The following is a 14,405-nucleotide window of genomic DNA, read 5'->3' as shown; positions in this document are numbered from 1 at the left end:
AACGTGGCGTTTTTATTTCTTTGTAAATTTACGTTTTCTTTGTGTTCCACGTGAAACCAATAGTGAAATTTTACATAAAATCAGTAAGATATAACCATCTTTCGGATTTGTCGTCTATCTGTGTTTGGATAGATTGAATTTCTTCCGCTAAGGAAGAAAGCTTTAGATGGTCTGTTTCCTGGTTTAGTTTCTCCGTTTTTAACGTTACTTGTGTTTCCAGTTTTTCTATTTCTTCTTCTAGTTTAGTATATTCCAATTGTTCCTTGTATGAGAGTTTTTTCTTTTCCTCTTTTACAATTGGCTTTACCTGTTCTTGGGTTATTCTTTTTTGTTTTTCTTTTTCTAATTTTTGGATTTCGTCTTGTTCAAGTTTAAAGTCGGCATAATTTCCATTGTATATCTGTACACTCCCCTTTCCTTCAAAAATAAAAAGCTGATCGGTTAGTTTATCTAATAAATACCTGTCGTGTGATACCAATATTAGTACCCCTTTGTAGTTATCAAGAAAATCTTCCAGTACGTTTAAAGTATCAATGTCCAGATCATTGGATGGCTCATCCAGGATTAGGAAATTTGGATTCTTCATTAAAACACGCATAAGTTGAAGTCTTTTTTTCTGTCCTCCACTTAATTTGTTAACGAAACCAAATTGTTTTTCAGGAGGAAATAAAAAGTGGGTTAGCAGCTGTGAAGCTGTGATTACTTCCCCATTTGCCATTTCAATATAGTCTGCTATATTTTTTACAACATCTAATACTCGATCGTTTTCGTTTACTTCCAATCCTCCCTGTTTATAGTAGCCATATACTGTGGTTTCCCCTACCGATATCGATCCTGAATCAGGTTTTTCTTCTCCCGTGATTAAATTAAGAAAGGTTGATTTTCCAGTGCCATTTTTTCCAGCTAGACCAATACGATCACCTTTTTTAAATGTGTATGAAAAATTATGTATGATTTCTTTCGTTCCATAACGTTTGGCAACATGTTCTAGTTCGAGTATTTTTGAGCCCTGTCTGCTTACTTTTACACTGAGGTGTACCGAGTCATTTCCTTTAATTGCTTTAGATTTTTCTTCTAAGTCATAGTATGCTTCTATACGTGATTTGGATTTGGTGCCACGTGCCTGTGGTTGACGACGCATCCACTCCAATTCACGACGAAGTAGATTTCTGCTTTTCTCTACCATAACCGCATCAATAGTTTCGCGTTCGGACTTCTTCTCTAGAAAATAGGAATAGTTACCTTTATAGCTATAGAGATTGCCTCTGTCCAGCTCTCGAATCTCAGTACATATATTATCTAAGAAGTAGCGATCGTGCGTTACTAAAAGAACGGTTTTGCTACCTGTTGTTAATAGTTTTTCAAGCCATTCAATTGTTTCTATATCCAAGTGGTTGGTGGGTTCATCTAATATATAAATGTCCGGTTCGTCTATCAAAAGTTTGGCTAGCGCAAGGCGTTTTCGTTGGCCTCCTGATAGACTTTTAATATCTTGATGGAAATCCATAATGTTTAAACGATTAAGAATCGTCTTAATATTATGCTCATACTCCCAGGCATTCAATGAACTTATTTTTTCTGAAAGATCTTCTAATTTTTTCTGATCGATATCAGTCTCCAATAGCAGTTCCTCGTACTCTCGGATAAGACGTTGTTGATCGTTGTCTGTACTATAAATAAAATCATTGATTGATTTTAATCCTGTGAAATCAGGATCCTGTTCTAAAAAACCAATTTTTATACCTTTTTCTTTTACAACTTTTCCTGAGGTTGGTAAGATTCGCTCTGCTAAAATGGCGAGTAAGGTTGATTTACCTGTGCCATTGATTCCGACCAAGGCCACACGATCTCCCTTCTGGAGGCCGAAATGTAAATCTTTAAAAAGCCATCGATCATGGAAGGAATGGCTTACTTGTTCTGTAGCTAAAATACTCACGTTATATCACCCTAAATTATATTCAGTCAATTTACACGTCAAAACACTGCCAAGAGGTTTCTTCTTTTGGTAGTGCATATCGTGTTGATAATCAATATTTTAAATATTTATTATTGATTATCAGTTATTTATATATTGAATCAATAATCGTTTTGATTGCTGACTAATTTAATCTATCGGGTGGCATACGATCAAATGCTAGCATTTGCCATCGGGTAAAATGATAATACCCCGAGGTTAGCATGTTCATTTGGAATGCTCGCAAAAATAAAGAAATAGTTTCTTATTCGATGCGAAAAAAGCTTCGTTATTTGATTAATTGGCAATAATGATACTGCCTTGATAAAATTAATTCAATGCGTAATCAGCTATCAGATTGAAACGTGGTATTTCAACTTGAAAGCTGCCGTTGTCCAGTGTTCGGATCATATTGTAATATCCTTCCATGAATCCGAATTCGCTATTGAGATTGCAACCTGAGGTATACTGATGAGTCTGGCCAGGTTCTATAATAGGCTGTTCGCCCACTACCCCTTCTCCAGATACCTCCCTATAGTCTCCTTTTGCGTCAAAGATTTTCCAATAGCGACTTATCAATTGAACCGTGTAATCGCTGAGATTTTCTATGCTGATATGATAAGCAAACATGAAATGTTCACGGTCCGGATTCGAATACTCTGATTGATAGATCGTTTCAACCGAGATTTTTACGCCTTCTGTAATTTGTGTGATCATTTGAATGATGTTTATTGTTGCAATGAATATTTACGCTAAAATACTAATAATGAGTTTAAAAATCTAAATTATAATCATTTTAAAAGGTTAAATAATGCTAAGTTTAAAATTAGTATAGCCAAATGGACCTTAATTAGTAGGTTTGTATTATGGCAAATGGTATCTTATATTTAATTCCTGTTCCTTTGAGTGATGACGCAGCTTTCCAATCGTTTACTTCATATTTAGTGGAAACAATCAATTCATTGGACGAGTATATTGTAGAAAATGAAAAAACGGCTCGTAAGTTTTTAAAACTTGCAGGTTTAAAGATTCCGCAGAGCGAACTAAAAATTCATGATTATGGAAAACATGTGCGGGACAAGGGAAATATAAATGATTTTTTTGGAGGCTTGAAACAGGGCAAAAATGTTGGTTTAATGTCTGAGGCAGGATGTCCTGGTGTTGCTGACCCCGGAGCTTCTATTGTGGCACGGGCACATCAATTGGGTATTAAGGTCGTTCCTCTTGTTGGTCCAAGCTCTATTCTACTGGCGCTTATGGCTTCTGGATTTAGCGGACAGAAATTTGCTTTTCATGGGTATTTGCCTATCGATAAAATTGATCGTGCTAAGGAAATTAAAAATCTCGAACAACAATCAGCACGCGAACGGCAGACTCAGATTTTTATTGAAACTCCATTTAGAAATAATCAGCTTTTGGCTGATCTACTAAAAATATGTAAACCTTCCAGCTTACTCTGTGTTGCATCAAACGTAACAGCTACCGACGAAAATATCCAAAGTTTGACGATTGGTGAGTGGAGAAAACGATCGTATGATTTTCATAAAAAGCCTACTATCTTTTTACTTTATGCATGATGTCTTTATAGCTCCCCCCTACCCTACTTTCATTGATGATGTTTAGTTGAGAAGCTAAAAGCTCTTTCTATTGGATTTAATCATGTTTTAATAAAGTGAGTAAGTGGTCACGTTTAGTTTTTAAATACAAATGTAAACTGGGGTATTAATACATTTTCTGAATAGATTTTGTTAAGTGTCGAGGATGATTAAATATATAACACAATGAATAACTGCAGATTACTATTTATTATATTTTTCTTTTCATTAGTTGGATTCGGTAAAGATGTTTCTGCGCAGCCTTCTACGTATGTGATCGTCCATGGAGCTTGGGGTGGCGCTTGGCAGTTTAAAAATACTGCGGTTGAGTTAGCGAAAAAGGGAAATGTAGTTTACCGCCCTACACTAACAGGTCTGGGCGAGCGTTATCATTTAGCAGATACTTCTATTCGATTGCAAACTCATGTCAATGATGTTGTGAATACGATCCTGTTTGAGGATCTTCATGATATTATACTGGTGGGACATAGTTATGGTGGTATGGTAATTACAGCTGTGGCCGATAGTCTTCCGGATAGAATACGTAAATTGGTTTACTTGGATGCTATACTTCCGGAGGATCAGCAATCGGTAATAAACTTAATGGGGAAATCTACTGCAGCAAATGGACTGTTAAAATTAGAAAAGGATGGTTATATTTTTCCTTTCTGGGTGAAGGATGTTAAGAAGCTTCCTAGAGATGTCCCCCACCCGTTAAAAACAATGACAGAAAAGATTAATTTAAAAAATCCGAAACGGCTTAAGATCCCAAGTACATACATTTTGACTTATACGGATGGTACAGCAATTGAGGAGGACGATTTTTACCCGTTTTATAAGAAAGCTAAAACCATGGGTTTTAAAACAATCGAATTTGTTGGAGATCATAATCCACAAATAAAAAGGTTGAAAGAATTAGTAAATTTGTTGGAACAGGAATAATAAATAAGCAATAAATAGTTCAATGACGCAAGAGGAATTAATAAAAGAGTTAAGTAAGCCTGAAGTAATTTATACCGCTATGGGTATTGTGGCTATACGTATTATTGTATGGCTTTTATTTGCAAATACAATTCGAAAGACCTTAAAATTGGTCGCCAAAGAAAATAGATTAATGACGCCTAACCAATCCTGGTTAGCTGCCATTCCGCTGGTTAATATTTATTGGAATTTTCAGGTTGCTTCGCGTCTAAGGGATTCTTTGATCAATGAATTTTATGATCGGAAAATAGCTGTGGAAGAAAACCCTACGTTTAGGAAAGGATCGCTATATGCATGGATTTACTTGGCCACGAATATTCCTCTCCCACTTTCCATTTCCGGTGTACTGATCATTATGCATTTTGTGACCTTGGCTAATTATTGGTTTGAAATTAACGCGAATAGAAGAATTTTGGAAGAACATAATAAATTTAGAGAAAAGGAGGTAATTGTAGACCATGAAAATTAAAGAAGTCATTGATTATTTGGAGCAATTGGCTCCTTTAGATTTGCAGGAGTCTTATGATAATGCTGGGCTTATTGTGGGCGACGCCAATAGAGAGATTACAAAAGTGCTCATTTCTTTGGACTGCACAGAAGCTGTTGTAAAAGAGGCCATTGATAAAGGATGTAATTTAATTATTTCGCATCATCCTATTGTGTTCAGGGGCCTAAAAAAATTTAATGGAAAAAATTATGTGGAGCGTACGGTTATTAAAGCAATTGAACATAAAGTTGCATTATATGCCATTCATACAAATCTCGACAATGTTACCGGTGGAGTGAACACGAAAATTGCCGATAAATTGGGATTAGAAAATCAGGCTATACTGCAATCTAAAACAGATGTATTGCGAAAAATGGTCGTTTTTGTACCGAGGAGTCATGTTGAAGATGTCCGACAGGCATTGTTTGATGCGGGTGCAGGTAAAATCGGAAAACACTATGATCAATGTAGTTTTAATACGGCAGGTTATGGTAGTTTTAGACCTTTAAAAGGGGCCGATCCTACCATTGGAGAGATTGATGTTCAAGAGCGTGTAGAGGAAACACGAATTGAGGTTATCTACCTGAAATCTAGTGAAAGGAAGTTACTTTTAGCACTCTATGAAGCTCATCCCTATGAGGAAGTAGCTTATGATTTGTTTGATATTCAAAATACGGCTACCGAAATTGGTGCTGGAATGATTGGAAATTTGGCTGAACCAATGGCTGAATTGGAATTTTTAGCTTATCTTAAGGACAAACTGAGGTTGAATGTCATTCGTCATACAGCCTTATTAGATAAAAAAGTTAGTCGTGTAGCTGTATGTGGTGGCTCGGGTGGATTTTTACTCGGTGCAGCCAAACGTTCTGGTGCTGATTTTTTTGTTACAGCAGACTACAAATATCATGAATTTTTTGATGCTGAAGGTGAAATCGTGATTGCAGATACGGGACATTTTGAGAGCGAACAATTTACGCAAGAATTATTGTACGACATTATTACGAAAAAATTTCCTAACTTTGCAACCTTAACAACAGAAATAGATACAAATCCTATAAAATACTACAGTTGATGGAACAAACCGTAGAACAAAAATTGAAAGCATTATGGCTGTTACAAGCCGTACATACTAAAATAGACAAAATTCGCCAAGTTCGTGGTGAATTGCCTATGGAAGTTGCAGATCTTGAAGATGAGATTGCGGGTTTAGAAACTCGTATTGAGAAGATCAGAATAGACTTAGACGATTTAGAAGATTCTATCGTTAAGCGTAAAAACATGATTAAGGATGCTCAGGCTGCTATCAAAAAATATGAGACGCAGTTAAATGAGGTAAAGAATAATCGTGAGTATGACGCTATTTCGAAAGAAATTGAAATCCAAGGTCTTGAGATTCAGGTTTGTGAGAAACGAATCAAAGAAGCAGAATTTGAGATTCGCAACAAAACGGAAAACTACGATACTACTGTAGGAAATCTTGAGTATAGCAAAAGCGAGCTTGAGGGTAAAAAGAAAGAATTGGAAACAATTACTTCTGAAACTCAAAAGGAAGAAGATGCATTATTAGCAAAAGCCGCTGAGGCTGAGGCTAATATTGAAGAGCGTTTGGTAAAAGTATACTACCGTTTACGTAATTCGTTCAAAAACGGGCTTGCTGTAGTCTCTATTGATCGTGATAGCTGTTCAGGATGCCACAATAAAATTCCGGCACAAATGCAATCGGAAATTCGTCAACGCAAAAAAATCATTATCTGTGAACATTGCGGACGCGTTTTGGTTGATGAAGGAATCGTATTGGAAATCGAACAAGAATACGGTTTTTAATCGTTGAGAGATAAAAGATGGCCCTGCTGACAAGCAGGGCTTTTTTTTTGTCATTTTTTTTATGCAACTTTGTTGATATACTGACTAGGTCCATTTTGCAAAATCGTAATTTTGTAGGTGGTAAAATTTTAACCTTTAAATGTTTATGAATAAAACTCATTTCAAGTTAATTGCAGCCTTTTTGCTGGGAACAACTTTTCTACAAGCAAAAGCGCAAGAAACCTTATTGCTTCGAAATCCCAGTGTAAGCGCTAGTAATATCGCTTTTGTCTATGGTGGAGATATTTGGATTGCAGACAAAAATGGCGCTAATCCAAGGCGGCTTACTACAAATCCTGGCGTAGAGCAGAATCCGATGTTTTCTCCTGACGGTAAGAAAGTGGCATTTACGGGGAATTATGATGGAAATACGGATGTATACGTGATTCCTATAACAGGTGGTGAGCCTAAACGTATTACTTATCATCCCTCGTCGGATGTATTGCGCGGATGGCTCAATAATGATGAAGTGTATTATACTACATCTCGTGATTTCACCTATGCTTTAAGTCCACGATTATACAGTTCCAATATTCAAATGTCAGGAATGGACAAGGCGCTCATTATGCCTGAGGCTACTCAGGGAAGCCCTTCTGCCGATGGCCGCTACTGGGCTTACATCAAGAATACTGACCCTACTGAAAGAGATCGAGTGGCCTTTAAACGTTACCGGGGTGGTGGCATGCCAACCATTTGGATTTTTGATACCAAAACAAAAGAAATCGAGGCTATTCCGAACGTTAAAAGTAATGATGTTAAACCATTATGGTTGGGAACGAAGGTTTATTTCCTATCTGACCGCGATAAAATTGTCAATATTTTTAGCTACGACACCAAAACCAAAAAGGTTGAAAAACTAACAGATTTCAAAGATTATGATGTGCGTTCCTTGAATGGGAATGGTAACGACTTGATTTTTGAATATGCTGGAGTATTGAATACACTGAATCTAAACGGAAATAAAATTACTCCTTTGCACATCACTGTGAATACAGATGTCATGTATAAAAGGCCGTATTACAAAGACATCAAGGACGATATACGTTATGCTACACTATCGCCAACGGGTCAACGGGCACTATTAGAAGCACGGGGAGAGATCTTTACGGTACCAAAGGAAAAAGGAGAAGCTCGAAATTTATCTAATTCACCAGGTTCGCATGAACGTTTTCCAGATTGGTCTCCTAATGGCAAATGGGTTTCATATATTTCAGATAAAAATGGATCCTATCAGTTGGTACTGATGGATCAGTTCGGAAAAGATCAGCCGTTATACTTTAATTTAGGGGAAACCAATTTCTATTTTGAACCCACTTGGTCGCCAGATTCAAAGAAGCTTTTTTACAATGATTCGCATCTTAATCTGTATTATATTGATATTGCTTCCAAGGCTGTTGTCAAAGTTGCCGATGACAAATTAAGTGGTCAAACCGGGCGTGTATCCAATCATTTCCAACCAAGTTGGTCTCCAGATTCAAAATGGATTTCCTTTATACGTACACTGGAAAACGGGGCACCTGCTGTGTTCATGTATAACTTAGATACAAAGAAAACTCAGCAAATTACGGATGGTATGAGCTCTGCCCGCAGTACTGCATTTTCGCAAGATGGTAAATATTTATTTTTCACGGCGAGTACAAATACAGGTTTAACAAATTCTGGTTTACATATGTCCGCTGTACAGCGTAATGTAGATTATGCAGTCTATGCTTTTATCCTGTCGAGCAAAACACCATCATTCTTTAAAAACGATAGTGATGATGAGCAAATCCGTGAAGATAAACCTGATAAAAAGGAAGAGGGAGAGAATAATAAAAAGGAACGTGTAAAAGAGAATGATAAAAAAGCTCCTAAAAAGGATAAGAAGGAAGAGTCAGTTGCAAGCAAGCCGGTTGACAAATCTATTCAGGTAGATTTCGATCGTATAGAGAATCGAATTGTTGCCCTCCCTTTGCCAGCCGGTCCTTACTGGAATTTAAATGGTCTGGTTCCGAATCAATTGACTTATCAACGTGGTGGAACAATCGGTGCATATGATTTTAAGGATCTTGAAAACAAAACCTTAGTAGAGAATGCACGTAGCTTTGTTATTAGTGCAGATGGTAAAAAGATGTTATATCAAACGGGAAATGGATTCAATATTGTAACAGCTGGGCAAAAAGTAGCCTCTCCTACTGCGGGGGAAGTCAAATTGGGTGGAATTCAGCAACTGGTGGACCCTGCGGCGGAATGGAAACAGGTGTTCAATGAAGTATGGTCGATGCAAAAAGACTATTTCTATGTAGAAAATATGCACGGTGCAGACTGGAAGGCGATGAAAGCCAAATATGAAAAATTCCTACCTTTTGTAAACCATCGTTCTGATCTTGGTTATTTATTGAACGAAATGATGGGAGAAATGGTCGTAGGACACAATTATATCTATCCTGGAGATCAACCTTCCACGCCATCAGTTTCAGTTGGTGTGTTGGGAGCAGATTATACGCTAAAGAATGGTTATTATCAGATCGCCAAATTGTTTACGCGTCTTGAATGGAATCCATCGTTCAAAGCCCCATTGGCTGAACCGGGATTAAACATAAAAGAAGGAGACTATATTGTTGCCGTGAATGGTACTGAATTGACTGAGGATAAGGATATCTATAGTTTATTTGACAATACTGTTGGTAAACAAGTTACGTTGAAAGTCAATTCAAAACCATCGCTGGTTGGCGCACGTGAAGTAATCGTTAAACCGATCTCGTTTAGCGATGAAATGAACTTGCGTAGCATGGAATGGGTCGAAAGAAACCGTAAAAAAGTAAATGAATTGAGCAATGGGCAAATAGCTTATGTGTACATGCCGAATACCGGTCCTGAGGGGTATACTTATTTCAATCGGTATTACTTCGCTCAGATGGATAAAAAGGCTCTTCTAATGGACGAAAGGAATAACGGTGGTGGCTGGGTTGCCGATTATGTGATCGACCTCTTATCGCGCGAGTTAATCGCTGGCTGGGGAATTCGTGATGGAAAAGGATTTACTACACCGGGAAATGGTATTTATGGACCAAAGGCCATGATTATTAATGAAAATGCAGGCTCAGGTGGCGATATGATGCCTTATATGTTCCGTTTTAAAGGGCTTGGCAAACTGGTCGGTCGTACGACAATGGGGATTTTGGTTGGCATAAGTGGTTATCCTCCTTTGTTGGATGGAGGCCGTATTACTTCTCCAAACTTTGGCGTATATGACCTCAAAGGAAATTGGATTATTGAAAATGAGGGTGTTGCTCCTGATGTATTTATCGAACAATTGCCTAAAGATCTTTTGGAAGGTCGAGATCCACAGCTTGAGAGAACGGTGAAGATATTGTTGGAAGAAATGAAAACATATCCGTATAAAAATCTGCAGAAACCTGCTGATCCAATTCGAGTGAATTAAGATAGTCTACATAAAAAAGGCTTTGGATTTTTCCAAAGCCTTTTTTATGATCATATATGCTGTATCAAAGGTATCCATATCCCGGATGATCGAATACCTCTGGTGGAGTTTTTATGGTAATTTGACCATATCGCTCGTTGCCATTCGGCTAGTACAAACGAGACGGTAGAATTTGATTGAGTACGACAATTTTAATAAATCTTGCTTTTATTGCTATCTTTAACTGATATTTAATAGCTATGTTTCCTGAACAAACACCCCATCCGTTTCAATCTTTGTTACGATTGATCTTAATGGTTATCGGTTTTACCATTCTTTCGCAGATTATTGCTATTCTGAGTATTGCAAGTTATTATACATACACTAGGCAGGTCTTCTCCTTGGAATCCTTAATGAATGGATCGGCAAATGAGATGCGATTTATGTTGTTAATGAGCAGCTTGGGATCTTTTGTTGTACCAGCTTATCTGATGAATACACGCGAAGGATATGGCATTACTTATTTTAAACTGAAAAAATGGCCTAACGGAATGCAATTTGGCTATATATTTTTGGCAATGCTTTCTTTTATGCCTTTGATGAGTCTGATCGGTCACTGGAATGAATCCTTACAATTGCCCGATAGTATGCAATCGTTGCAGCGTTGGATGGAGCGTAGCGAAAAGGAATCGGGTGATTTAATTAAGGGCATAATTATGGAGTCGAGTATATCCGGCTTTTTGTACAATATTGTTGTACTGGCCTTAATTCCGGCCATAGGTGAAGAATTGCTGTTTCGTGGTATTTTGCAAAAAATAATAGGAAGATGGTTGAGCAATCAGCATGTGGTTATATGGCTCGTTGCTATTATCTTCAGTGCGATACACCTGCAATTTTTTGGTTTTGTTCCCCGAATGTTATTGGGCGCTTTTTTTGGCTATCTTTATGTATGGAGCAAGAACATCATATTGCCCATCTTTGGGCACTTTGTCAACAATGCCGGAGCCACAATTGGAGCATTTTATTACGTAAGACAGGGAAAGAGTTATGATGAACTCAATGCATTTGAGTTACAATCTTGGTGGATATATCTTGTAGGCTTCATTTTTACTCTTATTTTTGTATTCTTATTTTATCGATCAACGCAAAAAGAAAACAATGGAGAACGATTGGAAAAAAATTAAAACATATACAAATGCTATTCAAGCCGAGATAGTCAAACAAATGTTGGAAGAGAATGGAATTCCCGCTGTCGCGTTGAATAAACAAGATTCTTCTTATCTGTTTGGAAAAATTGAAATTTATGTCAGCGAAGGATCTATCGAAGCAGCCGAAAGGTTAATTGAGGAATCGGAAGGGGATTTTAGTTTATGAAAACAAGAGCAATAACCGGAGTAATCTTTGTGGCTGTCATGATAGCGGCCACCCTTTTGGGAGCTTATGTTTATTCCATTTTTTTTACCTTGCTAAGTACATGGTGTCTTTATGAATTCTACGGAATAGTTTCATCCGAAGAACGTTCCCCAAATAAAGTGATTGGTATCGCCCTGGCCTTGGTACTGTTTGTTTTGGGATCCTTAATTTCGATGGATCTGCTTGCGGTAAAATTTTTAGCACTAATTATTCCGTTTATAAGTGCGACTTATATTATTTCACTTTTTCAGAAGAGAACTTTTCCTTTTAATGATATTGCCTATACTTTTTTGGGAATAGCGTATGTTACATTGCCTTTTTTCCTATTTTCCAAATTAGGGTTTATGCAAGGTACTTTTAACGATGTGATGCCTTTAGGTTTTTTGATCTTATTGTGGACAAACGATACCGGGGCATATCTCGCTGGACGAAGCTTCGGAAAACGTAAACTATTCGAACGGATCTCACCAAAGAAAACATGGGAAGGTTTTTTCGGTGGATTGATTTTGGCAATTGTTGCTGCAGTGAATCTAGAGAAGTATTTTGGTTATCTACCGCTCTGGCAATGGGTAAGTATAGCGGCAATTATCAGTATTGTGGGAACATTAGGTGACTTAGTTGAGTCGATGTTAAAGCGTAGTTTGCACGTAAAGGATTCCGGAAATATATTGCCTGGACATGGTGGTTTTTTAGATAGATTTGATGGGTTGTTATTAGCGGCACCTATGGTCTATGTTTTCTTAATTTTAATCAATTGATTGTATTATGAGTCACATTCAAAAATCTACATTTGATTTTTTAACGGAATTGAAAGCCAATAATTCTCGGGAATGGTTTGCCGATAACAGAGCTAAATATGAAGCTGCATTGGCTGATGTGAGAAGTTTTTTGACAGATTTAATTGCCGCTTTGAGCGAGTTTGACCCTAAAATCAATACTTCCATACAGGCAAGTAAATGTTTGTTTCGTATTTACCGTGATACACGCTTTTCAAATGATAAGACACCTTATAAAAGTTGGTTTGGGGCAGGAATTTCAGTTGATGGAAGAAAGTTGCAGGGACCAGAGTACTATATTCATATTGGAGCAGAAAATTCATTTATTGCCTGTGGATATTGGCGTCCAGAAAAGCAACATTTAGAGGCAATAAGACAAGAAATTGATTACAGCGGTAATAAATTGGATGAAATTTTAAAAACTGTATTGACAGGCGGTAATATTGCACTTTTCAAAGAAGATTTACTGAAGCGTGCGCCTGCTGGCTATAGTGAGGATAATCCTTTTATTGACTTTATCAAATTGAAAAGTTTTGTGTTGGATAGATCTTTAACTATAAAGGAGTTATCTGCAAAAAATGCACTAGATAATATCGTGGCTTCCTATAAAAGTATGCTTCCTTTTAAAGAGTTTTTACAAGAAGCCATCGATACGGAATAATTATTCGGGTAAGCTGATTTTGCCCATGCAGACAGCGGGCGAATCTTTAATTTGCGCTACATTGGATTTGTTACCTACCAAAGTCTCATTTGCTAATAGAGCAAAGAGGACGGCCTCTTTTGCATCTGGATTGATACCTAATGTTGCGAAACTTTCAACGTTACTGGTAGGTAAGCTCCTTTTGATGTAATCAAACAGCAATGGATTGTGTAGCCCACCGCCACTTATGTATACCGCCACATCAGATAGTCCTTCTGACTGCTTCCGAATGCCGTTGACCATCGCATGAGCCGCAAAGCGATTGAGGGTTGCCATAACATTCTCATGTGGAATATGAGTTGTTTTCGAACGATCTTGTGCCCTTTCGAGATAAGCGAGATTAAATAGTTCTGGCCCGGTGGTTTTTGGAAAGGGCAGTGTTAGAAATTCTTCTGTTAATAATTGATTCAATAGCGCATCATTTACCTGTCCCTTTTTGGCCATATAGGCATCTCTATCCATCTCCTGATTAAAATTAGCCTTCATGTATTGGTTCATCATTGTATTGCCTGGACCGAGATCTGTTGCATAGGCTTTCAATTTTGTTTGATGGCTTGGGATAAATGTGAAATTAGAAATACCGCCAATATTCAGTAAGAATCGATTCTCTGTCGCATGCGAGAAAAGTAGATAGTCGCCATACGCCGCCAAAGGTGCCCCTTCTCCTCCCGCAGCAACATGTTTCTGTCTAAAGTCAGACAGGGTTATGATGCCGGTATTTACGGCAATATGATCTCCATCGCCGATCTGTAAGGTACTATTGGGCCAGTTGCGGTCTTTGGTCAATGATTGGGGTGCATGGTATACGGTTTGCCCATGGCTGGCTATACAATCAATCTCGCTGCTTGGTATATTCCATTGTTGTAATGCTGTATTGATTAATTTGGCATGTGTGACTCCAATATAAGCATTGAGTCCGGAAAATAACTGTTGGTCGATATTTCGTTTTGCAAAGACTTCACGGACTCGTGCTCTGAAATCATCCTCATAATCCATTGTAGCAAAATTCTCTAGCTGTATTTTTGTTGTTTTACCTGCATTTTCTATGCGGCATACTGCAATATCAAGACCATCCAGAGAAGTTCCGGACATCAGGCCAATAATACGACGTTCTTTCTTTTGTGAAATTTGGTAAAGTCTTTCGATTTGAGGATTCATAGCTTAAAAATAAACACAAAAATGTTATGATGAATATCATTTTTGACAATTAAAGATATTTTGTAACTTCACGGC

13 protein-coding genes are annotated in these 14,405 nt (G+C 37.5%); 10 read left to right on the top strand and 3 right to left on the bottom strand.

All coding sequences use genetic code 11. From position 1 onward, the window contains the following. Positions 1-70: 70 nt before the first annotated feature. Together M2419_RS15255 and apaG are read right to left on the bottom strand one after the other, a co-directional pair. Positions 71-1,936 carry an ABC-F family ATP-binding cassette domain-containing protein gene (locus M2419_RS15255; protein ID WP_259255310.1) on the bottom strand — a complete coding sequence of 622 codons (1,866 nt, stop codon included), beginning with the start codon at positions 1,934-1,936 and terminating at the stop codon, positions 71-73. Positions 1,937-2,284: 348 nt separating this feature from the next. Further along, the gene (gene apaG, locus M2419_RS15250) at positions 2,285-2,671 is read right to left on the bottom strand and encodes a Co2+/Mg2+ efflux protein ApaG (protein ID WP_046673176.1); all 387 of its coding nucleotides are present in this window, start codon (positions 2,669-2,671) and stop codon (positions 2,285-2,287) included. Positions 2,672-2,820: 149 nt separating this feature from the next. On the opposite strand from apaG, the gene M2419_RS15245 reads away from it, so the two are divergent. The 10 genes from M2419_RS15245 (at position 2,821) to M2419_RS15200 (ending at position 13,133) form a co-directional block, all read left to right on the top strand. Next, positions 2,821-3,531, top strand: a complete 711-nt coding sequence (locus M2419_RS15245; RefSeq protein ID WP_182330573.1) for an SAM-dependent methyltransferase — start codon at positions 2,821-2,823, stop codon at positions 3,529-3,531. A 204-nt stretch (positions 3,532-3,735) separates the two neighbouring features. Then, positions 3,736-4,491, top strand: a complete 756-nt coding sequence (locus M2419_RS15240; RefSeq protein ID WP_259255309.1) for an alpha/beta hydrolase — start codon at positions 3,736-3,738, stop codon at positions 4,489-4,491. A gap of 22 nt (positions 4,492-4,513) precedes the next feature. Then, positions 4,514-4,999 (top strand): hypothetical protein, encoded by a 486-nt coding sequence (locus M2419_RS15235; RefSeq protein WP_153847935.1) that lies wholly within the window; start codon positions 4,514-4,516, stop codon positions 4,997-4,999. After that, positions 4,989-6,089 carry a Nif3-like dinuclear metal center hexameric protein gene (locus M2419_RS15230; protein WP_153847936.1) on the top strand — a complete coding sequence of 367 codons (1,101 nt, stop codon included), beginning with the start codon at positions 4,989-4,991 and terminating at the stop codon, positions 6,087-6,089. Before M2419_RS15235 ends, M2419_RS15230 begins: the two co-directional genes overlap by 11 nt. After that, complete coding sequence (locus M2419_RS15225) at positions 6,089-6,841, top strand: zinc ribbon domain-containing protein (protein ID WP_153847937.1); 753 nt, start codon at positions 6,089-6,091, stop codon at positions 6,839-6,841. Before M2419_RS15230 ends, M2419_RS15225 begins: the two co-directional genes overlap by 1 nt. A 145-nt stretch (positions 6,842-6,986) precedes the next feature. After that, complete coding sequence (locus tag M2419_RS15220; protein WP_235032938.1) at positions 6,987-10,304, top strand: S41 family peptidase; 3,318 nt, start codon at positions 6,987-6,989, stop codon at positions 10,302-10,304. Positions 10,305-10,543: 239 nt separating this feature from the next. Then, the gene (locus tag M2419_RS15215) at positions 10,544-11,467 is read left to right on the top strand and encodes a CPBP family intramembrane glutamic endopeptidase (protein WP_259255308.1); all 924 of its coding nucleotides are present in this window, start codon (positions 10,544-10,546) and stop codon (positions 11,465-11,467) included. Beyond that, positions 11,442-11,657, top strand: a complete 216-nt coding sequence (locus M2419_RS15210; protein ID WP_153847940.1) for a DUF2007 domain-containing protein — start codon at positions 11,442-11,444, stop codon at positions 11,655-11,657. The genes M2419_RS15215 and M2419_RS15210 overlap by 26 nt, the downstream gene beginning before the upstream one ends. Then, positions 11,654-12,454: a phosphatidate cytidylyltransferase gene (locus M2419_RS15205; protein WP_153847941.1), complete on the top strand. Its 801-nt coding sequence runs from the start codon at positions 11,654-11,656 to the stop codon at positions 12,452-12,454. The genes M2419_RS15210 and M2419_RS15205 overlap by 4 nt, the downstream gene beginning before the upstream one ends. 7 nt (positions 12,455-12,461) lie before the next feature. Continuing rightward, the gene (locus M2419_RS15200; protein ID WP_153847942.1) at positions 12,462-13,133 is read left to right on the top strand and encodes a DUF2461 domain-containing protein; all 672 of its coding nucleotides are present in this window, start codon (positions 12,462-12,464) and stop codon (positions 13,131-13,133) included. On the opposite strand, the gene M2419_RS15195 is transcribed toward M2419_RS15200, so the two are convergent. Next, positions 13,134-14,330, bottom strand: a complete 1,197-nt coding sequence (locus M2419_RS15195) for an anhydro-N-acetylmuramic acid kinase (RefSeq protein ID WP_153847943.1) — start codon at positions 14,328-14,330, stop codon at positions 13,134-13,136. Positions 14,331-14,405 lie beyond the last annotated feature (75 nt).

Source organism: Sphingobacterium sp. BIGb0116, assembly GCF_024808035.1.
Taxonomy (GTDB): domain Bacteria; phylum Bacteroidota; class Bacteroidia; order Sphingobacteriales; family Sphingobacteriaceae; genus Sphingobacterium; species Sphingobacterium paramultivorum.
The sequence above is the reverse complement of the archived record's forward strand: the minus strand, read 5'-3'. Positions and strand labels throughout refer to the sequence as shown.